This is a genomic window from Pseudomonas capsici, from assembly GCF_017165765.1.
Classification (GTDB): Bacteria; Pseudomonadota; Gammaproteobacteria; order Pseudomonadales; family Pseudomonadaceae; genus Aquipseudomonas; species Aquipseudomonas capsici.
In genome coordinates this window covers 17,184-41,520 of sequence record NZ_JAFGZD010000026.1, presented here as the reverse complement: position 1 = coordinate 41,520, position 24,337 = coordinate 17,184, and the positions used below count along the sequence as shown (strand labels likewise).

The 24,337-nt window shown below is 58.7% G+C and carries 20 protein-coding genes and 1 pseudogene; 12 read left to right on the top strand and 9 right to left on the bottom strand.

Annotation, left to right across the window (positions count from 1 at the left end; translation table 11 throughout):
* Positions 1 to 90: 90 nt before the first annotated feature.
* The 4 genes from JSY17_RS23505 to pncA form a co-directional block, all read right to left on the bottom strand.
* Positions 91 to 1,488, bottom strand: coding sequence for a sensor histidine kinase (locus JSY17_RS23505; protein ID WP_206403148.1), 1,398 nt, complete (start codon positions 1,486 to 1,488; stop codon positions 91 to 93).
* Positions 1,466 to 2,149 carry a response regulator transcription factor gene (locus JSY17_RS23500; RefSeq protein WP_117165015.1) on the bottom strand — a complete coding sequence of 228 codons (684 nt, stop codon included), beginning with the start codon at positions 2,147 to 2,149 and terminating at the stop codon, positions 1,466 to 1,468. Before JSY17_RS23500 ends, JSY17_RS23505 begins: the two co-directional genes overlap by 23 nt.
* A 110-nt stretch (positions 2,150 to 2,259) precedes the next feature.
* Positions 2,260 to 3,174, bottom strand: coding sequence for a formate/nitrite transporter family protein (locus JSY17_RS23495; protein ID WP_117185766.1), 915 nt, complete (start codon positions 3,172 to 3,174; stop codon positions 2,260 to 2,262).
* Between the two features lie 82 nt (positions 3,175 to 3,256).
* Complete coding sequence (gene pncA, locus JSY17_RS23490) at positions 3,257 to 3,904, bottom strand: bifunctional nicotinamidase/pyrazinamidase (protein WP_206403146.1); 648 nt, start codon at positions 3,902 to 3,904, stop codon at positions 3,257 to 3,259.
* 198 nt (positions 3,905 to 4,102) lie between these two features.
* On the opposite strand from pncA, the gene JSY17_RS23485 reads away from it, so the two are divergent.
* Complete coding sequence (locus JSY17_RS23485) at positions 4,103 to 6,229, top strand: TonB-dependent siderophore receptor (RefSeq protein WP_206403144.1); 2,127 nt, start codon at positions 4,103 to 4,105, stop codon at positions 6,227 to 6,229.
* A 45-nt stretch (positions 6,230 to 6,274) separates the two neighbouring features.
* On the opposite strand, the gene JSY17_RS23480 is transcribed toward JSY17_RS23485, so the two are convergent.
* The 4 genes from JSY17_RS23480 to JSY17_RS23465 all read right to left on the bottom strand — a co-directional run bounded on the left by JSY17_RS23480 (position 6,275) and on the right by JSY17_RS23465 (position 10,742).
* A complete protein-coding gene (locus tag JSY17_RS23480) occupies positions 6,275 to 7,231 on the bottom strand; it encodes a D-2-hydroxyacid dehydrogenase family protein (protein WP_206403142.1) in 957 nt (318 codons plus the stop codon).
* Between the two features lie 33 nt (positions 7,232 to 7,264).
* Entirely contained in the window at positions 7,265 to 7,918 is a 654-nt protein-coding gene (locus JSY17_RS23475; RefSeq protein WP_117183520.1) for a DUF1345 domain-containing protein, read from the bottom strand.
* A gap of 126 nt (positions 7,919 to 8,044) precedes the next feature.
* Positions 8,045 to 9,382, bottom strand: coding sequence for a glucarate dehydratase (gene gudD / locus JSY17_RS23470; RefSeq protein ID WP_025259614.1), 1,338 nt, complete (start codon positions 9,380 to 9,382; stop codon positions 8,045 to 8,047).
* A gap of 34 nt (positions 9,383 to 9,416) precedes the next feature.
* Positions 9,417 to 10,742: an MFS transporter gene (locus JSY17_RS23465; RefSeq protein WP_117183519.1), complete on the bottom strand. Its 1,326-nt coding sequence runs from the start codon at positions 10,740 to 10,742 to the stop codon at positions 9,417 to 9,419.
* Positions 10,743 to 11,229: 487 nt separating this feature from the next.
* On the opposite strand from JSY17_RS23465, the gene JSY17_RS23460 reads away from it, so the two are divergent.
* From JSY17_RS23460 to JSY17_RS23445, 4 genes are all read left to right on the top strand, one after another.
* Positions 11,230 to 11,940 (top strand): FadR/GntR family transcriptional regulator, encoded by a 711-nt coding sequence (locus JSY17_RS23460; RefSeq protein ID WP_117165010.1) that lies wholly within the window; start codon positions 11,230 to 11,232, stop codon positions 11,938 to 11,940.
* A gap of 116 nt (positions 11,941 to 12,056) precedes the next feature.
* Positions 12,057 to 13,148: a sugar diacid recognition domain-containing protein gene (locus JSY17_RS23455; protein WP_117183487.1), complete on the top strand. Its 1,092-nt coding sequence runs from the start codon at positions 12,057 to 12,059 to the stop codon at positions 13,146 to 13,148.
* Between the two features lie 112 nt (positions 13,149 to 13,260).
* Complete coding sequence (locus JSY17_RS23450) at positions 13,261 to 14,397, top strand: glycerate kinase (protein ID WP_206403140.1); 1,137 nt, start codon at positions 13,261 to 13,263, stop codon at positions 14,395 to 14,397.
* 105 nt (positions 14,398 to 14,502) lie between these two features.
* Entirely contained in the window at positions 14,503 to 15,543 is a 1,041-nt protein-coding gene (locus JSY17_RS23445) for a Fic family protein (RefSeq protein WP_206403138.1), read from the top strand.
* On the opposite strand, the gene JSY17_RS23440 is transcribed toward JSY17_RS23445, so the two are convergent.
* A complete protein-coding gene (locus JSY17_RS23440; protein ID WP_206403137.1) occupies positions 15,530 to 16,540 on the bottom strand; it encodes a LacI family DNA-binding transcriptional regulator in 1,011 nt (336 codons plus the stop codon). The genes JSY17_RS23445 and JSY17_RS23440 overlap by 14 nt on opposite strands.
* A 188-nt stretch (positions 16,541 to 16,728) precedes the next feature.
* Between JSY17_RS23440 and JSY17_RS23435 the strand changes: the two genes are divergently transcribed.
* The 7 genes and pseudogenes from JSY17_RS23435 to JSY17_RS23410 all read left to right on the top strand — a co-directional run bounded on the left by JSY17_RS23435 (position 16,729) and on the right by JSY17_RS23410 (position 24,333).
* Complete coding sequence (locus JSY17_RS23435; protein WP_206403135.1) at positions 16,729 to 17,904, top strand: Gfo/Idh/MocA family protein; 1,176 nt, start codon at positions 16,729 to 16,731, stop codon at positions 17,902 to 17,904.
* Positions 17,901 to 18,974 (top strand): sugar phosphate isomerase/epimerase family protein, encoded by a 1,074-nt coding sequence (locus tag JSY17_RS23430; protein ID WP_206403133.1) that lies wholly within the window; start codon positions 17,901 to 17,903, stop codon positions 18,972 to 18,974. Before JSY17_RS23435 ends, JSY17_RS23430 begins: the two co-directional genes overlap by 4 nt.
* A gap of 56 nt (positions 18,975 to 19,030) precedes the next feature.
* Positions 19,031 to 20,266, top strand: coding sequence for an MFS transporter (locus tag JSY17_RS23425; protein WP_117183481.1), 1,236 nt, complete (start codon positions 19,031 to 19,033; stop codon positions 20,264 to 20,266).
* 27 nt (positions 20,267 to 20,293) lie between these two features.
* The gene (locus tag JSY17_RS23420; RefSeq protein ID WP_200977711.1) at positions 20,294 to 21,163 is read left to right on the top strand and encodes a sugar phosphate isomerase/epimerase family protein; all 870 of its coding nucleotides are present in this window, start codon (positions 20,294 to 20,296) and stop codon (positions 21,161 to 21,163) included.
* Positions 21,164 to 21,352: 189 nt separating this feature from the next.
* A pseudogene (locus JSY17_RS26195) lies at positions 21,353 to 22,123 on the top strand (MCP four helix bundle domain-containing protein); the annotation flags it as partial.
* On the top strand, positions 22,115 to 22,978 hold the full coding sequence (locus tag JSY17_RS26190; RefSeq protein WP_404823067.1) for a methyl-accepting chemotaxis protein: 864 nt from the start codon (positions 22,115 to 22,117) through the stop codon (positions 22,976 to 22,978). The pseudogene JSY17_RS26195 and the gene JSY17_RS26190, both read left to right, overlap by 9 nt.
* Before the next feature lie 110 nt (positions 22,979 to 23,088).
* A complete protein-coding gene (locus tag JSY17_RS23410) occupies positions 23,089 to 24,333 on the top strand; it encodes a D-mannose isomerase (RefSeq protein ID WP_200998104.1) in 1,245 nt (414 codons plus the stop codon).
* Positions 24,334 to 24,337: the final 4 nt, after the last annotated feature.

Here is a 24,337-nt window from a genome sequence, read left to right as displayed (position 1 = left end):
TATAACGAAGTGCTCTTTGCCGCAGGCTAGAGCCTTTATCTTCGTCAAAATGCAGGCACGGCAGGGTTTTTCAGGCTTGAAGACCCTGCTTTATACCAGGGTATTCACGGGTTGGCACTCCAGTACGATGCTGGCACCTCCGTACTGACTGGTACCGATCTGCAGACTGAAGCCATGTAGATTGACAATGGCGGCAACCACCGACAGGCCAAGGCCGAAACCGCTTTGCTGGTTGCCGTCTTCGCAACGATAGAAGCGCTGGAAAACGGCTTCGCGTTCAGAGGGCGGGATACCGGGCCCCGAGTCCTGAACTTCGATGCAAGGGATGTTGCCATTGCCTTTGCTATAGGCGCTGATCAGGACTGTGCCACCCGCAGGTGTAAATTTGATTGCATTGCTCAGCAAATTGGCCAGGGCTTCAAACAACAAGGCGCGATCACCGACCAGCGTCGGTAACGGCTCATTGAGTTGCAGGATTAGCAGGACTTCGTCTTCTTCGGCAAGTGGCAGGTAAAAGTCGTGAAGTTCCTGCAAGAGCGGGCGCAGATCCAGTTTCACGAAGGCCGAGCGTCTCTGATGGTCCTCGATTTCCGAAATACGCAAAAGTCCTCGAAAACGGGCCATCAACGTGTCGGCGTCGGCAATGACCTGGGCCAATTGCATCGCCTGAGGTGAGTCGTCTGCCGACTGCTGCTGGATGCGATAGAGCTGAGCACGCAGACGGGTCAGCGGGGTACGCAAATCATGGGCGATGTTGTCGCAGACACCTTTGACCTCGTTCATCAGTTTTTCGATGCGATCCAGCATGACGTTGACGATCACCGCCAGCATGTCCAGCTCGTCACGCTTGTTGGACACCGGCAGGCGTCCCGACATGTCACCGGCGATGATCGATTCCGCACTGGCCTGTATGGCGCGGATGCGGCGCAAGGGGCGGCGGCGCAGCAGATGCCAGCCGGCTATGCCGGGGATGATGGTCAGGGAGATGCCCCACAGCAGGGCCTTGAGGATCAGGGTCGAGACCGCGAACAGCGAGCCATTGTCGCGAACCAGCACCAGCCAGCGGTCGTCGGGTGTCTTGGTGGCGATGGCGTCGCAGCTGTCGCTCGGCAGTTCAGGATCGTTTGAATCGATGCAATTGCTCAATTGATGAATCTGGCCGTCGAGCGGCAGACTGGAAGGGATCTGGCGGATCGGCCCGGCCAGTGGTTGCAGATTGGCATCGAACAGACCATAGGCATCGACGGAGCGCATATCGAACGTCATGCTGGTGGCCAGTGCATCCACCAGCGCGTTGCCCTCGAAGCGGGAAAACAGTTGCTGACGCTGCATCAGCGAATGGCGGGCAAGGTTGCCAAGATAGGACGTGACTTCCCAGTACAACACCCCCAGCAGAATGCCGCTCCAGGCCACGAACAGAAAACTGTACAGCGCCAGCAGACGGCTGCTTGAAGAACGCCAGCCTTTAGACGGGTTCGGCAATAACATAGCCGGAGCCCCGAACGGTCTGGATCAGCGGCGGGGTGCCGGGTGGGTCGATCTTTTTGCGCAGACGTCCGATATGCACATCGATCAGGTTGGTGCCCGGGTCGAAGTGATAGCCCCAGACCTCCTGGAAAATCATCATCCGGGTAATGATCTGCCCGCTGTTGCGCATGAGAAATTCCAGCAGCTTGTATTCGGTGGGTAGCAGGGTGAGCGGCTTGCCGCCCCGGCAGGCTTCCCGGCTGATCAGATTCAGTTCCAGATCGGCAACCTGCAGTACGGTCTTGGCTGCCGCCACGGGATTGCTGCGGCGCAACAGGACTTCGACCCGTGCCGCCATCTCATCGGAAGCGAAAGGCTTTGGCAGATAGTCATCGCCTCCGGCACGCAGGCCACGCACACGCTCGTCCACATCCGACAGCGCGCTGATCATCAGGATCGGGGTGGCAATCCCCTGGGCGCGCAGGTTGGTCACGATACTCAAACCGTCCATTTCCGGCAGCATTCGATCCAGCGTGATGAGGTCATAGTCGCCGCTCGCGGCCCGGGCGAAGCCGTCGCGACCGTTATCCACCCAGTCCACTTCAAGGCCATGGCTGCTGAGCTCCGCAACGATTTCCCTTGCGGTGACAGCATCGTCTTCGATTGCCAGGATTCTGGTCATGATCTTTGCCTGAATAAATACGGGAAAACCGTAGTTTGCCTTTTAATGTCCGGGTGTTTGCTGAATAAAAGTTTAAGAAGTTTTTATTGTCCTGATCCGCTGCTGTCGGATTATGCACTTTCAGCCTGTTTCTGTTCTTTTTGCGCCAGGGCTTCGGCATGGCGTTTCTTGCGATCGCGTTCCCATTTGGCCGTGGTGTCCTTTTCACTGCGGATCTGCGCATGGCTGAGCAGCCCGAAAATGAAACTGCCGCCGATGATATTGCCGGCCAGGGTAGGGCCGGCGAAGACCAGCCAGAAATCTTGCCAGGCAACTTCGCCTGCAAATACCAGATAGGACACTTCGGCTGAGCCGACCACGATATGGGTGAAATCACCCAGCGCCATCAGATAAGTGATCATGACAATGATGGCTATCTTAGCGTTCTCCATGGAGGCGATCATCCAGACCATGGTCGCAATCATCCAGCCGGAGACAATGCCTTTGGAAAACATGTGATTGATGTCGTTTTCCATGACCTTGCGACCAATCTCCAGAAATGCCTGATCGGTTTTGGCATCGAAGATCGGCAGGTTCAGCATCACATAGGCCACCAGCAGGGTGCCGGCCAGATTGCCCAGCAGAACGATGGTCCACAGGCGCAGCAGCCTGGCGACGTTGCCAAGGGTCAGCTTGCTCATGACCGGCAATACGGCGGTGAGGGTGTTTTCCGTGAAGAGTTGCTGGCGAGCGAGGATTACTGCCAGAAAACCTGCCGAGTAACCGAGGCTGGCAATCACATGACTGGCTTCCACATCTGCCAGACGCGACCTGAACAGCCCCATGGCCATCAGCGACAGCCCCATGGTCAGGCCCGCCGCCAGCGCCGACCACCACAGCGCCGCCGCACTGCGTTCCAGCTCATGGTCGCCCTGGATACGAATGGTTTCATGCAGGACAGCCGCACGAGGCGGCTGGTTTTCATCGATTTCGCGTTCTTCTTCGGCTGACAGGCCGGGGGTCTTGCCGTCTGGGGTCTGGTCCATGGAACTCAACTTCCTGCGTCTGTGGGCTGTTGGTTCAGACACGGACCAGCGGTCGTTCGTTCGACTGTTCAGGCGCAAGCTTTTATGGGGTCAATACGTCCTCGCTCCTTACCCGCTTTACCCCACTCGCGAGCATCGCCTGCCAGGCATTTTCCAGTGACCCGTTCATATCGATGGCGCGGCAGGCATCTTCGATCACGTAGGTATTGAAACCGGCCTTGCGGGCGTCCTGGGCCGACCACGAGACGCAGAAATCCAGTGCCAGACCGACCACGAATAACGTGTCGATGCCGCGTTCTCTCAGGTAGCCGGCCAGCCCGGTCGTGGTGGTGCGATCCGCTTCCAGAAACGCGGAATAGCTGTCGATCTGCGCATTGCAGCCTTTACGAAGGATCAGGCGCGCATGGGGCAGATCCAGATCGGCATGCAATTGCGCGCCAGTGCTGCCTTGTATGCAGTGATCCGGCCACAGCGTCTGAGGGCCGTAGGGCAGGGGGATGCTCTCGAAAGGCTTGCGGCCCGGATGGCTGGAGGCAAAGGAGATGTGGCCGGCCGGGTGCCAGTCCTGAGTGACGATCACTTGTGTGAAGCGTTCGCCCAGGCGGTTGACCAAGGGCAGCACGGCATCGCCGTCGGCGACGGCCAGTTGGCCGCCGGGCATGAAGTCGTATTGCATGTCGATGACCAGCAGAGCGCAGTTGGCCGCAGCGGGCTGGTGGGAAAGTGGCATTTAGGCTGGCTCCTGATGAGGCTGTGCAGGACGTCAGTTTGCCTTTTTTTCGGTGCTTTGGTGAGAGGGCGGACCATGTCCATTTTTATTTATTAGCAATTTGTATCAAGTACTAATGAGAATCTGTACTATTCGCGCCAAAAAAACCTGCCAGGTCCAATGAAGGCCCGGTATTTTCATCTGGGGATATCCACGTTGATGCGTCGTACACTGCTTTCTCTTTGTGTCATCCAAGCGATCAGCCAGGCTGCATGGGCTGATTCCGTTACTGCCGATAAAGCGTCGATCGAGTTGCAGAACATCGACATCCAGAGCACTGCCGACACCGAGCAGGCGACAGGGCCGGTACAGGGCTATCGTGCGACCCGTTCGGCCAGTGCCACTCGCACTGACACTTCTTTGCATGAAACCCCGCAGTCGGTCAGCGTTGTCACCCGCGAAGCGGTGGAAGACATCGGCGCGGTACGTCTGCAGGATGCGCTTGACTACGCCGGTGGCGTGGGGCGTGCCAACAATTTCGGTGCTCAGGGCCTGACGACCTTCACCGTGCGTGGCTTTACCACTGGCGAGTTCTACCGCAACGGGTTCCCGATCAACCGCGGCTATCCGAGCATGCCCGATGCCAACACCATCGAACGTCTTGAAGTCCTGCGCGGCCCGGCGACCACACTCTATGGCCGTGGCGATCCCGGTGGTACGTTCAACGTGGTGTCCAAGCAGCCGCTGGCAGAAAGAACCGTTACCCTGGGCAGCCAGATCAACGATCAGGGCATGAAGCGCGGCACTCTGGATGCCAGCGGTCCGCTGGATGACGAAGGCCGCTTTGCCTATCGTCTGAACGTGGTGGGCGAGGGTGGCGACACCTTCCGCGATCATGTCGAAACCGAGCGCTACGGCATTGCGCCGGTCTTGAGCTGGCAGGTCAACGACGCGACCCGCATCATTTTCGAGGGTGATTTCATGCGCAACAATGCGCCCCTCGACCGTGGCCTGACCCGCTACACCAATCAGCCGCGCACGGCTTCCCGTGACTCGTTCTTCGGCGAAAAGGATGCGGGCAAGCTACACACCGACACCAGCATGGCGCAGTTACGTTTCGAGCATGACCTCAACGACAACTGGAAGCTGGGCGGCGGCTTCCAGCTGCTCGACGGCACCATGCAGGGCGATGCGGTCGAAGCCAATGGAATCAACCCCGATGGCCGCACGCTGGGACGCAACTACAACTACCGCAAGCTGGAATGGACCGACCGCGACTGGCAGCTCAATGTGACCGGTAACTTCACGGCCGGTGGCTTCGAGCACACTTTGCTGGCGGGGGTGGAATATGAGGATTACGACTACAAGTCGATCATCCAACGCTCCGCGGCAGGTGCGAACGCCTACACCATCGATATCTTCGATCCGGTCTATGGCCAGCCGCGTCCGGCGCTGACCCGCACCACGACCCATGACAAGGAAAACCTCAAGACCTACGCTGCGTTCCTGCAGGATCAGGTGGCCCTGACCGAGCGTCTGAAATTGCTGGCCGGTGCCCGTTTCGAGCGTTTCGAGCACGACTACGACTCGTACATTTCCAACACCGAAGATTTCACCAAGGCTGACAACGCCGTCACTCCACGTCTGGGCCTGGTCTACGACCTGACCGACACGGTTGCGGTCTACGCCAACACGGCGCGCTCCTTCAAGCCAAACACCGGGGCGAGCCGTCTGGGCGGTGGTTTCAAGGCCGAAGAAGGCAAGTCCTATGAAGTCGGCGTGAAGTGGCAGGCCCTTGATCGTCAGTTGAATGTCGATGCGGCTGTCTATCAGATCGACAAGAAAAACGTCCTGACCAGCGATCCGGTCGACCCGACCTTCAGTGTGGCAGCGGGTGAGGTGCGTAGCCGTGGCTTCGACCTCAACGTGGTCGGCAACCTGACTCCCGAATGGCGCCTGATGGGTAACTATGCCTATGTGGACGCTGAAGTCACCAAGGACAACTCGCTGAGAAAAGGTACTCGCCTGGCGAATATCCCGGAGCAGAGCGTCAGCCTGTTGAATGTCTACGAATTTCAGGACGGCGTCCTGAGAGGCCTGGGCGTCGGTGCGGGTGGTCGTTATGTGGCGCAGCGTGAGGGGAGAACGGTCAACGATTCGTTCGACATGGACAGCTACACGGTTTTCGATCTGTTGTCCTACTACAAGGTCAACGAGCACTTGAAGCTCAACCTCGATGTGAAAAACCTCTTCGACAAGGAGTTTGAAGAAGGCGCATGGGGCAATGCCTTTGCTTACCCGGGCGCGCCTCGCACCGTTCAGGTGGGCTTCTCCTACACCCTGTAAGTCATGAGGTCTTCGCGAGGCGGCTCGCGAAGACCTTCTTGCCGATCAGGCAAACACGCGAATCGGCGCTCCCGCATGCCAGGCCTGGATATCTTCGATCATCTGGCTGAAGAAGGTCCGGTAGTTGTTTTCGGTGACATAGCCGATATGCGGGGTCGCCAATACATTGTCCAGACTGCGGAACGGATGTTCGGTCGGCAATGGCTCGATATCGAAGACATCCAGCGCCGCACCGGCAATTTTGCGTTGTTGCAAGGTTGCAATCAGCGCTGCCTCATCGATGATCGGCCCCCGGGACGAGTTGATGATATAGGCACTCGGTTTCATCCAGCCCAGAGCCTGTGCATCCACCAGTCCGCGGCTGCGGTCGCTGAGCACCAGATGGACCGACAGGACGTCGGCCTGCTCGAACAATTCCTGCTTGCTGACATAGGTTACCCCTGACTCGGCCGCTGCTTCGGCTGTCAGGTTCTGGCTCCAGGCAATGACTTTCATGCCGAACGCCTGCCCGTAACGGGCAATCCATTTGCCGATACTGCCCAGCCCCAGAATTCCCAGGGTCTTGCCATGCAGATCGCTGCCCAGGCCGACTTGCCATTTCCCGTCGCGCAATGAGTTGGCTTCCGCAACCAGGTTGCGGGTGATCCCCATGATCAGCGCCCAGGTCAGTTCCGGTGCGGCATGCTTGTAGCTCTCGGTGCCACAGACCTCGATCCCCAGCCGCTTCGCGGCTTTGATATCGATGGCGGCGTTGCGCATGCCGCCGGTCACCAGCAGCTTGAGGCGGGGGAGCTGACTCAGCAGGGCTTCATCGAACAGGGTGCGTTCGCGCATCACGCAAATGACCTCGAAACCTTGCAGGCGCTGCACCAGGGTTGCGGTATCGGCCGGGAATTCATGAAGAAAACTGACTTCGCCGATGGGGGCCAGCACGGACCAGTCAACAACGTCGCTGGCGACGTCTTGCCAGTCATCGATCACTGCAATGCTTGTTTTGGTCATTCGAGGGCTCCAGTGGCCTGGTTTTTCAGGTTGTCAGCCAAACAGGCTGGCAGCGATGTTGATGGAAAACCCCAGGATCGCGGTATTGAACACAAAGCCGATCAGGCTCTGGGCCAGGACGATCCGGCGCATGTTCCGGCTGGCCACGCCTACGTCCGAGGTTTGTACGGCGACGCTCAAGGTGAAGGAAAAATACAGGAAGTCCCAGTAGTCGGGCCGGGTTTCGCCATCGGCAAAGCGCAAGGCCGGCTCCTTGCCTTTCCATGTATAGAACAGGCGGGCGTAATGCAGGCTGAAGACTACCCCGATCATCAGCCAGGAACCTGCAATGGTCAGGCCGGTAAAGGCGTAATGCAGCATGCGCTCGTTGGCGACCATGTCCTTGTTGCCGGCCAGTTCGAGAAAGATTGCCGCGAGGCTGGCCAGCGCCGCGATGCTCACGGTCATCAGGACCACACCGGCATTTTCATCCTCGATCAAGGCGACTCTCTTGACGTCTTCGGCATTGCTGCGCAGGGTGCGGGTAAAGATCAGGATCAGGTAAAGCCACACGCCGAGGTTCCAGCCGGTCAGGCAATTGCTGGTAAAGGAGGCGTCTTTATAAAGGAAGGTGGAAGCGATGCCGCCAGCCAGGCCCATCAAGGTGGCCAGGCCCAGGCGCGGGTGAGTGCGGGCGATATGCAACATGACGTTCAGCCGCGGCAAATGTTGTGCACACCATAGCACGTCATGCGCAGGGTAAAAAACGGCGCGTAAGGGGGTTACGCGCCGGTTGCCAGGGGGAAAGGCAAGTGTGTCGGTGAAAGGGAGGAATCAGCGCACCAGGCAAGGCTGCTTGTTGTTGAACTCCCAGTTCGGAATCAGGAACTGCATGGCTACCGCATCGTTGCGGGCGCCCAGGCCCATGCCTTTGTACAGTTCGTGGGCCTTGTTGAGCTGATCCACGTCCAGTTCGATACCCAGTCCCGGTTTTTTCGGGACTTGCACATGGCCACCGATGATCCGCAGGGGCTCCTTGGTCAGACGCTGGCCGTCCTGCCAGATCCAGTGGGTGTCGATGGCGGTGATATCGCCCGGTGCCGCAGCGGCTACGTGGGTGAACATCGCCAGGGAAATATCGAAATGGTTATTGGAGTGCGAGCCCCAGGTCAGGCCCCATTCGTTGCACATCTGGGCAACCCGTACCGAGCCCTGCATGGTCCAGAAGTGTGGGTCGGCCAGCGGAATGTCCACGGACTGCAACTGGATTGCATGACCCATTTCACGCCAGTCCGTGGCGATCATGTTGGTGGCGGTTTTCAGGCCGGTGGCGCGGCGGAACTCGGCCATGACTTCGCGACCGGAGAAACCGTTTTCCGCACCGCACGGGTCTTCGGCATAGGCCAGTACATGATGCTGGTCGCGGCACAGGCGGATGGCTTCTTTCAATGACCAGGCGCCGTTCGGGTCCAGGGTGATGCGTGCATCGGGGAAGCGTTCGGCCAGTGCGGTCACCGCTTCGATTTCTTCGTCGCCGCGCAATACGCCGCCCTTGAGCTTGAAGTCCTGGAAGCCATAGCGGCTGTGAGCCGCTTCTGCCAGGCGAACCACGGCCTCGGGCGTCAGTGCCTTTTCATGGCGGACCCGGAACCAGTCGTTATCGGCATCCGCTTCGCTGCGGTAGGGCAGGTTGGTCTGATGCTGGTCGCCGACATAGAACAGATAACCGAGCATTTCCACCGAGTCGCGTTGCTGGCCTTCGCCCAGCAGTGCGGCTACGGGCACTTCAAGGTGCTGGCCGAGCAAGTCCAGCAGTGCGGCTTCCAGTGCAGTGACTGCGTGAATGGTGATGCGCAGATCGAATGTCTGCTGACCGCGACCTCCAGCATCGCGCTCGGCGAATGCCTGGCGCACGTCGTTGAGGATCTTCTGATAAGTGCCGATGCTGCTGCCGACGACAAGGGAGCGGGCATCTTCCAGGGTCTGACGAATGCGCTCGCCGCCAGGGACTTCACCCACGCCGGTATTACCGGCGTTGTCCTTGAGAATCACGATGTTGCGGGTGAAGTAAGGTCCATGCGCGCCGCTGAGATTGAGCAGCATGTCATCGTGGCCTGCCACCGGCACGACCTGCAGGCTGGTGATGACAGGGGTCTTGTTTGGAGTGTTCATGGTCTGATCCTTTTAAAGGCGAGTCCGTGAGTGATCAATGACTGGCCGATGTCTGTACGGCGGCAACCGGGGTGGCGCCAGGCTTGGGCTTGTTGCGGGCGGCAAAGACGATGACGGCGGCAATCAGCGACGTTGCGGTCAGGCCGTAGAGCCCGCCCTGAATCGAGCCGGTGTTCTGTTCGAGAATGCCGAAGGTGGTCGGCGCGACAAAACCGCCCAGGTTGCCCACCGAGTTGATCAATGCGATCACGGCTGCGGAGATCCGTGCATCCAGATAGGCCTGCGGGATGGGCCAGAACAGTGACGATGCCGACTTGAAGCCCAGCGCGGCGAAGCAGATGGCGACAAAGGCAAAGATCGGGCTGCCGGTGGTGGACAGGAACATGCCGGCGGCGGCGATCAGCAGGGCAGTGGCGACCCAGGCCTGCTGGAATTTCCATTTGGCCGACAGCGAAGCGAAGGCGTACATGCCGATGATCGACAGCAGCCAGGGGATCGAGTTGAAGAAGCCCACCTGAATGTCGTTCAGGTCACCCATTTTCTTGATGATGCTGGGCAGCCAGAAGGTCGCGGCATAAATGGTCAACTGGATGAAGAAGTAGATCAGGCAGAACAGAATGATCTGGCTGTCCTTGAGCAGCTTGCCCAGTGACGGTTTGATGGGAGTTGCCGCTTCGCGGGCCAGTTGCTCGTCGTCGATGGCCTTGACCAGGGCGTCCTGTTCCTCGCGGGTCAGCCACTTGGCATCGTGAGGTTTGGAGTCCAGCCAGAACCAGACAAAGAAGCACAGTCCCACCGAGAACATGCCTTCGATGAAGTACATCCACTGCCAGCCTTTCATGCCCAGGCCACTGATCTGCAGCAACAGGCCTGACAGCGGACCGGCAATCAGCGAGGCAATGGCCGAGCCGCTGAGGAAGATGGCAATCGCCTTGCCACGTTCGGCTCCGGGCAGCCAGCGGGTGAAGTAGTAGATCACGCCAGGGAAGAAACCGGCTTCGGCCACGCCCAGCAAAAAGCGCAGGATGTAGAAGTGGGTTTCGTTCTGGATGAATGCCATGCAGGAGGCGACGATGCCCCAGGTGAACATGATGCGTGTCAGCCAGATTCGGGCGCCGACTTTTTGCAGCAGCAGGTTGGAGGGTACTTCGAACAGTGCATAACCGATGAAGAACAGGCCGGCACCCAGGCCATAGGCCGCAGCACCGATGCCCAGGTCGTGCTCCATGTGCGAACGCACGAAGCCGATGTTTACCCGGTCGATGTAGTTCACGATGAACATGATGACGAAAAGCGGTAGAACGTGGCGTTTTACTTTGGATATGGCCGAACTCAGGATCGGGTCCTTGTGATCAGCTATCCCGGGATTGGACGTGCTCAAGGTTGAATCTCCCACTCGTTGTTTTTATGCGGGTATGTGCAAGATGTGTCCCTTGCATTGTCGGTCATCATACAAGTAAAAGTTTGCTGCGCAAGTCCCCCTTGTCGCTTGTTATCGGGCGTTTTCTGTTTTTTTCAGAAGAGTATGGCTTGGAGGGTTATTTGGTTTTTTTGCTGTTTTTATCCTGTTTTTAATGGGTTTAATGATTTTTTGGCGGAATTCAAGGAGCGGCGAGAAGGCTGCCGGTGATGAAAAACAGGCAGGCGGGTCTTGAAAAAATATCTGCGGGCGAAAGGGGCATTATTTTGATTTTCTGATCACTTGTCTGACAAGTTAGACAAGTGCAAACTCCTTGGCGAGTGGGCCTCCCGGAGGCTGTCCAGTGTTATGATCCAGCCCATCGTCGACCTTGCGCTCGTTGTTTCAGACAAGTGAGAAGGTCAGAAGCCAGCAGGACATGACCGCCATGCAAGAACCCAGCATCGCCTCTTCAAAACGTCGTCAGCACAGTCTGGCCACCGATCTGGTCACCGAGCTCAGCCAGCGGATCCTGCTGGGCAAGATTGCTCCCGGCCAGAAGCTGCCGTCCGAAAACGAGATCGTTCGTGAGCACGGTGTCAGCCGCACTGTGGTGCGCGAAGCGATTTCCAAATTGCAGGCGTCGGGGCTGGTCGTGACTCACCATGGCGTCGGTACTTTCGTGCTGGAGCGCAGCGACCAGACCGGGCTGCGGCTCAAGGTCGAAACGGTTTCCAGGGTGCGGGACATCCTCGAGCTGCGCATCGGCCTGGAAACCCAGGCCGTGGCCCTGGCTGCGCTGCGTCGCACCGATGAGCAACTGGCGGCGATGCGTCAGGCGCTGGATGACTATCAGGACCTGCTGGCCAATGAAGACAGTTGCGTGGAAGCCGACAAGCGCTTTCACATGCTGATCGCCGAAGCGACAGGCAACCCGTATTTCATTGAAATCATGCAGCACCTGGGCAGCGCGATCATTCCTCGCACACGCATCGAATCGAGCGAGCGTGCCGGAGCCAGCATGGCTCCCCACGGCTATCTGGCCAACCTCGAACATGAAGCCCTGCTCAGCGCCATTCGTCGCAAAGACCCCGATGCCGCAAGGGCTGCAATGTGGACCCACCTGAGCAACAGTCGCGAACGCCTGGTGCCGCTGTAGTGCACAGACCCGGCTACAGACAATCCTCAGACTTGCAGGCACACTCCAGAGCTCGATAAACCCAAAAATGTATCCCATGGCCATCCATTCCAAATCTTCCTGGCAGGGTCTTTTTCATGTTCGCTCTTGATCGAGTGCTGGCTCAGGACATTGTCGATCGGGCCATGGCGATCCTTCCCTACAACGTCAATGTCATGGACTACCTGGGCATCATCATCGGCAGTGGCGATCCCGAGCGTCTGTGTACCCGGCATGAAGGGGCGCAACTGGTCCTGGCCAACAGCCGGGTGGTGGAGATCGACTCCCAGGCCGCGCTGCATCTGGGGGGCGTCAAACCCGGCGTGAACCTGCCGCTGATGCTTGACCACAAGCTGGTGGGCGTACTGGGCATTACCGGTGAGCCGGACGAGGTGCGTGTCTACGGCGAACTGGTGCGCATGACCGCCGAAATGCTGATGGAACATCGTCGTCAGCAGGCCGATCGACAATGGCGCTTGCAGCGCAGTGAAGACCTGCTGGCCCGCCTGCTGTTGCAGGACTGTCCGGAAAGCCTGGTGGATGAAGCACGACAACTGGGACTGCAACCCCAGTTGCCACGACAGGCGGTTCTGATCCGCCTGTCCGAGCCGGCGTCCACGGCCAGCCAGTTGGTTGCCTGGCTCAATGGGCGTTATGCCGACAGCTGGTGCGTGATGCGCGAACCTACCTTGCTGTACTGGTGTCGGGCACAGGGCAAGGATCGGGACGATGCCTTACTGCTCAAGCAGTTCGACGAGCATGGCTGGCCGGTGTTACGCATGGCCACCGCCGAACAATCGGCGGATCTGCCCGCTTTGCGCAATGCCTGCAGCGCAGCGCAGGACCTGCTGGATTACGCCAGCCAGTCGCGGCCCGACCAGCGCCTGTTGCGTCTGTCGGCTTATCGTCTGCCGGTGCTGTTCTGGCGTCATCGTCACGACTGGCTCGCACAGGAGGTAGCCGAACCGATTGGCCGTTTGCACAATCATGGCCAGTTGCTGGAAACCCTGTGCAGCTGGTTCGAATACAGCGGCGAAAGCCAGGCGTGCGCCGAAGCTTTGGGCATCCATCGCAACAGCCTGCGCTACAGGCTGGAAAAGATCGCCGAGCTGACGGGATGTGATCCTTACAAGACCGATGACTTGCTGCGTTTGTATCTGGGTGTGCAGATGACGCCGAGGTCTGGCTGAGGACGAAGTTTTGTTCAAATGACCGATAACCTTTGAGATTCATTGTGCGAAGGTCAGGCGGAAAATCCATGACGGGGTGAGAACATCCCTGCATCGGATATGGAGAACAACAATGAAAATCGTCATCGCACCCGACTCATTCAAGGACAGTCTCAGCGCTCAGGCTGTCGCTACTGCCATTGCCAGCGGCCTTGCCGACGTCTGGCCGACTGCCGAACTGATCCAGTGCCCGATGGCCGACGGTGGCGAAGGCACCATCGAAGCCGTATTGGCTGCCTGTAACGGGCAATTGATGAGCGCCGAAGTCTGCGGCCCACTGCAAAACCCGGTTCAGGCCCACTGGGGCTGGTTGCCCCACAGTCGCACCGCGATTATCGAAATGGCCATGGCCAGCGGCCTGCAATTACTGACTCTCGAACAACGCAACGCTTGCATCACCACCACTTACGGCACGGGCCAGTTGATTGCCGAGGCACTGGATGCCGGAGCGCAACGGGTGATCCTGGCCATTGGCGGCAGCGCGACCAACGATGCCGGCACCGGCATGCTGGCGGCGCTCGGCGCACGTTTTCTCGATGCCAATGACCAGCCGTTGGTGCCGGGTGGTCTGGCACTGGCGCAACTGGCTCGTGTCGATCTGAGCGGGTTTGATCCGCGTCTGTCCGATATCCGCTTTGAAATTGCTGCCGATGTAGACAATCCCTTGTGCGGCCCGAACGGTGCGTCGCATATTTTCGGCCCGCAGAAAGGTGCATCTCCTGAGCAGGTGCTGGCGCTGGATGCCGCCCTCGGGCATTTCGCCGATCTGTCCGTGCCTGCGATCGGTCAGGATCTGCGTGACAGCCCCGGCAGCGGTGCAGCGGGCGGTATGGGCTTTGCGGCCAAGGCCTATCTCAAGGCCTCCTTCAGGGCGGGTGTGGAAGTGGTGGCCGATCTCACCGGGCTTGAACAGGCGTTGCAGGGTGCGGACCTTGTGATTACCGGGGAAGGACGCTTCGATGCCCAGACCTTGCGCGGCAAGACGCCCTTTGGTGTCGCCAGAGTCGCCGCCCGCCATCATGTGCCCGTCATAGTTCTGGCCGGTACTCTGGGCGAGGGTTATGAGCGCCTCTACGAACACGGCATCAGCGCCGCGTTCGCCCTTGCCAGCGGGCCAATGACCCTGGACGAAGCCTGCCGCAATGCAGCGAGCCTGCTGCATGACCGGGCGCGTGATCTGGCGCTGGTCTGGGAGCTGGCGGGGCGGTAAATGCTGTTGTTGACGCCTGTCATCGAACTTCCCTAAGGTGACGGCGTTTGCAATTGCGGAGGTCATCTGATGCCTTCGTGTCACTGAGCATGTAAAGGCTGCGTAATGAGGATGTACCAACCCCCTCTGACCTTGACTCCACGTATGTTGACTCTGGTCGCGAACATCAGCGAGAGGGTCGGGCGCTTGTCCGCCATGGATGAAACCAGCCAGACTCCCATGCTCAGGCGCGGGAACCGGATTCGTACGATTCAGGCGTCGCTGGCCATTGAAAACAACACCCTGAGCCTGGAGCAGGTTACGGCGGTGCTTGAGGGGCGGCGAGTGCTGGGATTGCCTCGCGAGATTCAGGAAGTGCGTAATGCTTTTGCTGCTTATGAGGCCATGCCGCGCTGGAGTGCTGGTTCGCTTGAGAATCTTTTGCAAGGGCACCGCACATTGATGCATGGCTTGATCGATGATGCAGGTCATTTCAGATCGGGTGGTGTCGGTATCTATCGTGGCGATCAGCTTATGCATATGGCACCACCCGCCAGTCGGGTTTTGCCCTTGATGGGTGATTTGCTGGAGTGGGCAAGAACATCTGATCTGCATCCATTGATTGCCAGTTGCGTTTTTCATTACGAGTTTGAATTCATCCATCCGTTTGCTGACGGTAACGGTCGAATGGGGCGTCTCTGGCAAACGCTGATGCTGAGTCAGTGGAGACCGGTGTTGGCGTTTCTGCCGGTTGAAACGGTTATTCGTGATCAGCAGGAAGACTACTACAGCGCATTGTCTGCTGCTGACAGAGCTTCGGAAGCAACACCTTTTGTCGAGTTCATGTTGGTTGCGTTGCAGCAGGCGCTGGATGAAGCCGCTCAAGCCGACTCAAATTCCGTACACGCGACCGCACAAGTAACCGCACAAGTAACCGCACAAGTAAAACGACTGCTTGAAGTCTTTATGACGAGTAACCCCGAGCTGAGTGCTGCAAGTTTGATGGAGCTTTTAGGGCTCAATCATCGTCAATCGTTTCGTACAAATTATCTGGCCCCCGCTCTGGCGGCCGGGCTGGTAGAGATGACTGACATGAGTGCGCCGCGCAGCCCTAGACAAATGTATCGCCTGACCGAAAGAGGGCGATCCTTTATCACTGCCCCTTGAAAACAGGCGCAGCAGTACTGTTGCGCAACGTCACTTCAAACGGCAGCACGATATGGCGCTGTTCGATGGGTTTCTTTTCGATCAGGGCGATCAGCATCTCGACGGCTGTCTGGCCGAATGCTTCGGCAGGCTGGGAGATGGTGGTCAGGGGCGGGTCGCAGTAGGCCGCCAGTGGAATATCGTCGAAGCCTACCAGTGAAAGGTCTTCGGGCACGCGCAGGCCTTGTTCCTTGATGCGTTTCAGTGCGCCGATGGCCATTTCATCGTTCTCGCAGAAGAGTGCGGTTGGCCGTTCGGGGAGTTCCAGAATGTTGCTCGCGCCGTCATAACCGGCCTGCAGGCTGAAGTTGCCGTGGCAGACAAGGGCGGGATCGAATTCGATGTCGGCCTGCTGCAGTGCATCAAGATATCCGGCTACGCGGTCGCGGGTCAGCGGGCTGCTCCGGGGGCCTTTTATCAGGCCGATCCGGCGATGCCCCAGCCCGATCAGGTGTTCGGTCATGGCTTTGGCCGCGGCATGGTTATCCAGGCTGATGGTCGGATGGCGGCCATTGCTGATCACTTCGCAGGCGTTGACGATGGGGGGCAGGTCGGCGCTGGAGCAGGCTGTGTCGTAAGGGTCGTAGGCGCGCAGTTGAATCACGCCATCTGCCTGATGGGCATACACCAGTTCGGCGAATGTCCGTTCTATTTCCTCGCGCCCCTGGGTGTCGCACAGCAGCAGTCGATAACCGGCGGCCTGGGCGGCCTGCTGAGCGCCGCTGATCACCCGGGCAAAGAAGGTGTTGGCGATGGTCGGCACCAGAATGACCAGATTGGCGGTCTTGCGGGAGCGAAACTGTACCGCCATGAGGTTGGGACGATAACCGGCCTGTTCCACGGCGGCATTGACCTTGTCGCGGGTCTCGGGGAGTACGCGCTCGGGGGATTTGAGCGTTCGCGACACGGTGGCTACCGAAACCCCTGCCAGTCGGGCTACTTCACGGATATTGGACAAAACCACCTCGTTTCGGGCTGTGCGGTCTGCGAGCTTACCGCAGGTTGAGCGTGTGCAGAAATCTTCCATAACCCTGATCCGGAGTTTGACACCCGAGATGGGAGGGGATAAGTTCTCGTCACGATGTAACCGGTTACATGTCAGTAAAACCTGAGCCTGACCTTGCTTCGACCAGAGAAGATTTCGTGATGAATGCAGCAATTCCAAAAATAAGAATGGGCTTTGTCGGCGGAGGTGAGGGCGCGTTCATTGCCAAGGCTCACCGCCAGGCCGCCGGGCTTGATGGACGCTATGAGCTGGTGTGCGGCGCGTTCAGCCGCAATGCCCGGAACAACCGCAATACAGGCCTGGTACTGGGTTTGCCAGAGTCACGCTGCTATGACGATTGGCAGCACATGCTCGAAGCCGAGCGCGCGTTACCGGCAGACCAGCGCATGGAGTTGCTGGTGATCGTCACTCCCAATCATCTGCATGCACCCATTGCCAGCCAGGCGCTGAGCGCGGGCTTTCATGTGTTCAGCGAAAAGCCCGCCGCATTGAATCTGGCCGAGCTGCTGGATTTGAAGAACGTGGTAGATCGCAGCAACCGCCTTTATGGCCTGGCCCATACCTATCTGGGTTATCCGATGGTCTGGCAGGCCCGGGAGATGGTACGCAGTGGCGTGATCGGCGAACTTCGCAAGGTGATTGTCGAGTACCCCCAGGGCTGGCTCAGTCAGGATGTCGCGGGGCAGGGCAACAAGCAGGCCGACTGGCGGGGGCGACCCGAGCAGTCGGGAGTGGGCGGTTGCATTGGCGATATAGGCACCCATGCGTTTTCCCTGGCAGAGTTCGTCGCCGGTCAGCCGATTGTGCAACTGTGCGCGATGCTGGGTGTACATATCGAAGGCCGGCAACTGGACGATGATGCCTCGATGCTGTTCAGGATGGCTGAAGGTGCCAGTGGTGTGCTGATTGCCAGCCAGGTCTGTGCCGGAGAGGAGAACCCCCTCAAGATTCGTCTCTATGGCAGTAGAGGTGGCCTGGAGTGGCGTCAGGAAGATCCCGCCAGCCTTATCCACCGTTCTCTCGACCAGCCTCTGCGCATCTTGCGTTCGGGTGTCGGCCAGCCCTGGCTGTGTGATGCCGCCAGCCGGCGCATGCGTTTGCCCGCCGGGCATCCCGAAGGCTATCTCGAAGCGATGGCCAACCTCTACGGCGATTTCGCCAGCGCCATTCGTGGCGACATCACCGGCAGCGATGCCGAGGGTGTCCCCGGCATCGATGTCGGACTACGCGGCATGGCCTTTATCGAAACCGTGATCGCCAGCCATCGCGATGCCAGGTGGACCGATCTGGTCTGCATTCAGGGAGAACACTCATGAGCCAGACTTCCAACGGTTTGCGCGGGCCGGGCATTTTCCTCGCCCAGTTCATGTCTGCAGAAACACCGTTCGACACTCTGCCCAACATCGCTCGCTGGGCGGCATCCCAGGGGTACAAGGCCATTCAGTTGCCGACATTGGGCACGCAGTTCATCGATCTGGCCCGGGCCGCCGAAAGTCAGAGCTATTGCGATGAACTCAAAGCCGTCTGCGCCGAGGCCGGGGTCGAGATCAGCGAACTGTCCACGCATCTGCAAGGCCAGCTGGTGGCGGTGCACCCGGCGTTCGACACGCTGTTCGACGACTTCGCGCCGGCTCATCTGCGCGGTCAGCCGCAGGCGCGTACCGAATGGGCCATCGATCAGTTGAAGCTGGCTGCACGGGCCAGCCAGCGTCTGGGGCTGACGGCGCATGCGACCTTTTCCGGCGCGTTGCTGTGGCCTTATGTCTATCCATGGCCGCAAAGGCCTGCGGGGCTGGTGGAGCAGGGTTTTGCCGAACTGGCAAAACGCTGGTTGCCGATCCTCGATTGCTTCGATGAGGCGGGCGTCGACCTGTGCTACGAGATTCATCCCGGCGAAGACCTGCACGATGGCGCCAGTTTCGAGCGTTTTCTCCAGGCCGTCGATCACCATCCACGGGCCACGATTCTGTATGACCCGAGTCATCTGCTGCTTCAGCAAATGGATTACCTGGGTTTTATCGACCGTTATCACGAGCGCATTCGCATGTTTCACGTCAAGGATGCGGAGTTCCGTCCCGATGCCCGAGCCGGGGTCTACGGCGGGTATCAGGGCTGGGTCGAACGTCCCGGTCGTTTTCGTTCCCTGGGTGATGGCCAGATCGATTTCAAATCCATCTTCAGCAAACTGGCGCAATACGACTTTGCCGGTTGGGCGGTGCTGGAGTGGGAATGCTGCCTGAAGGACTCCGCGCAGGGCGCGGCCGAAGGCGCGGCGTTTATCCGGCAACACATGATTACCAGGACCCGGAAGGCTTTCGACGATTTCGCCAGTGTGGCAGCCGATGAGCGATCCAACCGCCGATTGCTGGGGTTGCCCGACGCCTGAGTCCGACACCTGAACCCACTGCTGTTTACCGCTATAAAAATAAAACGGTGACTGTTATGACCCCTATGACTGCGCGTCTGAGCGCCATGATGTTCCTGCAATTCTTTATCTGGGGAGGCTGGTTCGTCACCCTGGGGACTTTTCTCTCCACCAGCCTGGGTGCCAGCGGCGGTCAGGTTGGCATGGCATTTTCTACACAATCATGGGGCGCGATTATCGCGCCCTTTGTCATCGGCCTGATCGCCGACCGTTATTTCAACGCCGAACGCATTCTTGCCGTGCTGCACCTGTTGGGCGCAGTGCTTTTGTACCAGTTGTATCGTGCGCCTGATTTCAGTCAGTTCTATCCCTATTTGCTGGCCTACATGATCATCTATATGCCGACTCTGGCGCTGGTGAACTCGGTGGCGTTCCGGCAGATGAAAGACCCGGCCCTGGAGTTCGCCCGCATCCGCGTCTGGGGCACCATCGGCTGGATCGTGGCCGGGGTAGTGATCAGTTTTGTCTTCACCTGGGACTCTCAGGATGCAATCTCGTCCGGTGCCTTGCGCAGCACTTTCCTGATGTCTTCCCTGGCGTCACTGGCGCTGGGGCTTTACAGCTTTACCCTGCCGAGTACGCCGTCGCAGAAATCCACATCGGGTCGGGACAGCTTCAGGCAACTGCTCGGGCTGGATGCCCTGGGGCTGTTGAAGGACCGCAGTTATCTGGTGTTCTTTGTCGCTTCGATTCTGATCTGCATTCCGCTGGCTTTCTATTACCAGAACGCCAACTCGTTTCTGGCAGAAATCGGTGTGGCCAACCCCACGGCAAAAATGGCGGTGGGCCAGGTTTCCGAAGTGGTTTTCATGCTGCTGTTGCCGCTTTTCATTCATCGCTTCGGTATCAAGATTGCCTTGCTGGTCGGGATGCTGGCCTGGGCCTTGCGTTATCTGCTGTTCGCCTACGGCAATAATGGCGACCTGGCTTTCATGCTGTTTGCGGGCATTGCCTTGCATGGCATCTGTTATGACTTCTTCTTTGTGTCGGGCCAGATCTATACCGACGCCAAAGCATCCGAGCGTTTCAGAAGTTCTGCCCAGGGACTTATTACCCTGGCCACTTATGGCGTGGGAATGCTGATCGGTTTCTGGGTCGCAGGGCATGTCTCCGATTATTACGCAGGCCCCGAAGGCCATCTCTGGCGCAGCATCTGGTTATTCCCGGCGACCTTTTCACTGGGTGTCGTGCTGGTCTTTCTTCTGGCTTTTCGCGATGCGCGGCCGGCCGGTATCACGTTTTCCAAGTCCTGAATAAATCAATAACCAAAGGAAGTTGCCATGGGTTTCATGAAGTCTGCCGTACTGTCTGCACTCTTTATCGGAGTTGTAACGGGAGGAGCTGCTGCAATGGCTGCGCCGCCTTCGAGTGCAACCAGTCCGATTGCCCTGCAAATGTATACGTTGCGCAATGCCGGTACGCTCGAGCAACAACTGGCCATGGCAAAAAGCGCGGGTTTCCGCTCCCTTGAAGTGGTGGGCAATCAGGGCGTTACGGCCAATGAACTCAAGTTCCTGCTGGACAAGTATCAGTTGAACGTCGTCTCTTCCCACGAACAACTGGCGACCCTGCGCAACAATCTTCCGGCCACCATTGCCTTTAACCAGACCATCGGCAACAAGGTGCTGGTGCTGCCCTGGCTTGATCCGGCCGACCGTCCGACCGATGCCGCAGGCTGGCGCAAGCTGGGTGCTGAGCTTGATCGTCTGGGTGCCAGGTTGCGGGAGTACGGCATGAAGCTGGCCTACCATAACCATGACTTCGAAATGAAAAAGTATCAGGGCAAGACCGCTTTCGAGTGGCTGGTCAGTTCTACAAAGCCGGAGAACCTGTTGCTTGAAGTCGATGTGGCCTGGATTTATCGCGGCGGACACGACCCAGCCCGTTTCATCAGGCAATACGCAGGTCGACTGTTTGCCATTCATGCCAAGGACAACTCCGGCATTGGAGTGCGAGACGATGAAATGAACTTCGCGCCTCTGGGCGAAGGGCTATTGAGCTGGAAGGAAATCATTCCGGCTTATGAGCGAACCGACAGACCTCTCTATATCGTCGAACATGATCTGCCCAAGGATCCGGTCGCCATTATCACGACTGCAAGACGCAATCTTCTGGCCGAGCTGGCGGCCGAGCGTGTTGCGGGCAAGTGAATGCATAAAGTTTGAAACAGTTGTTTGAGCGGGGCCTGTTGATTACAGGCCCTGTCGCAAAAGTACGCTGCTCTTCTCGAAAAAATGATCCCGTTCTGCTCTCAAGAAGCCTTGCTAGCCGTCGATATGATAGGAGGTTGTCTGACAACCGGTTGCAAAACTGCCTTCCAAATATAAGAGTCTCTCGCCATGAACTTACGCACATTAACTATCGCTCGCCGTGCGGGCCTGGGTTTTACCCTGATTTCCCTGTTGGTTGCGTTGTTGGGTTGGTTCTCGCTTGTACAGATGTCGGCGATTCGCCAAAGCGAAATCGCGGTTGAAACCAATTGGTTGCCGAGCATGCGAGTGGTCAACGACATTCGCGAAATCATGCTGCGCATTCGCACGATTTCCCTGCGCATGGCGCTGGACACGGATCCCAAGAATATTCCTACCTATCGCAGCCAGATGGACGTGCGTAACCAGGATCTGGCCAAGAAACTCGAAATTCTCGACAAGTTTGTCGATACCCCGGAAGAGAAGACGCTTGCCGATCAATTCCGTATCAGCCTGGGCGAATATCAGAAAGCCCTGGAGCGTTCATTCGTGCTGGCTGGTCAGGGTGACAGTGCCGGCTTGAACAAGCTGTTGCTGGTGGACATGAAAACCATCGTCGATGGCTCGGGCAAGCAACTGAGTGACATGGCCGAGTTCTACAACCAGAAGGTGGATTCCGAAGGCAAGGCCGCCGAAATCCAGTATGACCATTCCCGCAATATCGTGATTGCGTTCGTGATCCTGGCCGCACTGGGCACTATCGGTCTGGCCCTGTTGCTGACCCGCAGTATCGTCAGGCCGCTGGAGAGCGCGGTATCGGCCGCCGAGCATGTGGCCAGGGGGGATTTGACCCATGACGTCGTGGTAGATGGCAGTGACGAAGTCACTCGCCTGTTGCGTGCTCTGGAGCAGATGAAAGACAACCTGCGCACCGCCATGCGCAATATCAGCAGCTCCGCTACCCAACTGGCCTCTGCTGCGACTGAACTCAACTCGGTCACTGAAGACAGTTATCGCGGGCTGAACCAACAGAACGCCGAGATCGATCAGGCGGCCACGGCAGTCAATGAGATGACTTCGGCCGTTGAAGAAGTGGCGCGCAACGCAGTGTCCACCTCCGATGCTTCCAACCATTCCAGTGCCTCTGCCAAGGCCGGTCAGGCGCGGGTGATCGAAACCGTTCAGTCGATCCAGACTCTGGCCACCAATGTCCAGGCCACTTCGTCGCTGGTTCAGAACCTGGCCGATCAGTCCCAGGACATCGGCAAGGTGCTGGATGTCATTCGTTCCATTGCCGAACAGACCAACCTGCTGGCACTCAACGCTGCCATCGAAGCCGCGCGTGCCGGTGAGTCGGGCCGTGGTTTTGCGGTGGTGGCCGACGAGGTACGGGCACTGGCCCATCGTACCCAGCAGTCGACTCTGGAAATCGACAACATGGTCAGTGCCATGCGTAATGGTTCGGCCCAGGCGCTTGAGTCGATGATGACCAGTCGCGACCGGGCCGATTCCACCTTGTCGCTTGCCCAGGGAGCGGGTGAGTCCCTGAGCGAAATCACTTCGTCCATCAATCAGATTTCCGAGCGTAACCTGGTCATCGCCAGCGCCGCCGAGGAACAGGCACAAGTGGCACGTGAAGTGGATCGCAATATCGTCAACATCCGCGACCTGTCCATGCAGTCCACCCAGGGCGCAAACCAGATCAGCGCCTCCAGCCATGAGCTGTCGCGCCTGGCTGCCGACCTGAATCAGGTTGTGTCCAACTTCAAGGTCTGAAGCAGAACCTTTACAGGTTCGCTTGCCGCTGACCGGCCGTGGCGCGCATGATTGCCCACGGTCGGAAAGACCACCGGTAAATTTCTTATCGTTGGAGGCGGCATCGCGTCATGGACAATAACAACTACAACTTCAGCAGTTGGCTGCTTTCGCAACGTCATCATCAATGGCTTGCGCAGGAAGGCGTGCGCCTGCTGACTTTCGCCAAGGCCTCGAAGCTGGAAAACGGCTTCGGCAGTCTCGACGGTTATGGCCGTCTCATGGTCGGTGCCACGGCCCAGACCATGAACACCGCCCGCATGACCCACAGTTTCGCCATGGCCCACGCCCAGGGCATTCCCGGTTGCGCCGCGCTGGTGGACCACGGTATTGCGGCCCTCAGCGGTCCGTTGCGCGATGCCGAGCACGGTGGCTGGTTCAGTGCTGCCTTGCAGGAGGGTGGCAAGACCGACAAACAGGCCTATCTGCATGCCTTTGTCGCCCTGGCTGCCAGCTCGGCGGTGGTGGCCGGGCGCGAGGGTGCCCAGGCGCTGCTGTCCGATGCGATACAGATCATCGAGACCCGTTTCTGGAGCGAAGAAGAGGGCGCCATGCGCGAATCCTTCGCCCGGGACTGGCAGGGCGAAGAAGCCTATCGTGGTGCCAACAGCAACATGCACAGCACCGAGGCCTTCCTGGCTCTGGCGGATGTCACCGGCGACGCGCGATGGCTTGACCGGGCGCTGAGTATCGTCGAGCGGATCATCCATGGGCATGCAGCGGCCAATGATTTCCAGGTCGTCGAGCATTTCAGCCAGTCCTGGCAGCCGTTGCCCGACTACAACCGCGACAATCCCGCAGACGGTTTCCGGCCTTTCGGCACCACGCCGGGGCATGCCTTCGAGTGGGCGCGTCTGGTGTTGCATCTGGAGGCCGCACTCAAGCGCGCAGGCCGCCCGACGCCTGAGTGGCTTTTGAACGATGCCCGACAGTTGTTTGCCAATGCCTGCCGCTACGGCTGGGATGTCGATGGTGCTCCAGGCATCGTCTACACCCTCGACTGGGAGAATCGCCCGGTAGTACGTCATCGTCTGCACTGGACCCATTGCGAAGCGGCAGCCGCAGCCGCTGCGCTGTTGCAACGTACAGGCGAAAAGCAGTACGAGGACTGGTATCGCTGTTTCTGGGAGTTCAACGAAACCCTGTTCATCGACCATGAACACGGTAGCTGGCGTCACGAACTCAACGAGCAGAATGTGCCCAGTGCGGATATCTGGCCGGGCAAACCGGATTTGTATCACGCCTATCAGGCAACCCTGCTGCCGGTATTGCCGTTGGCACCCAGTCTGGCCAGTGCCCTGGCGGGATCGGCCTGAGTGC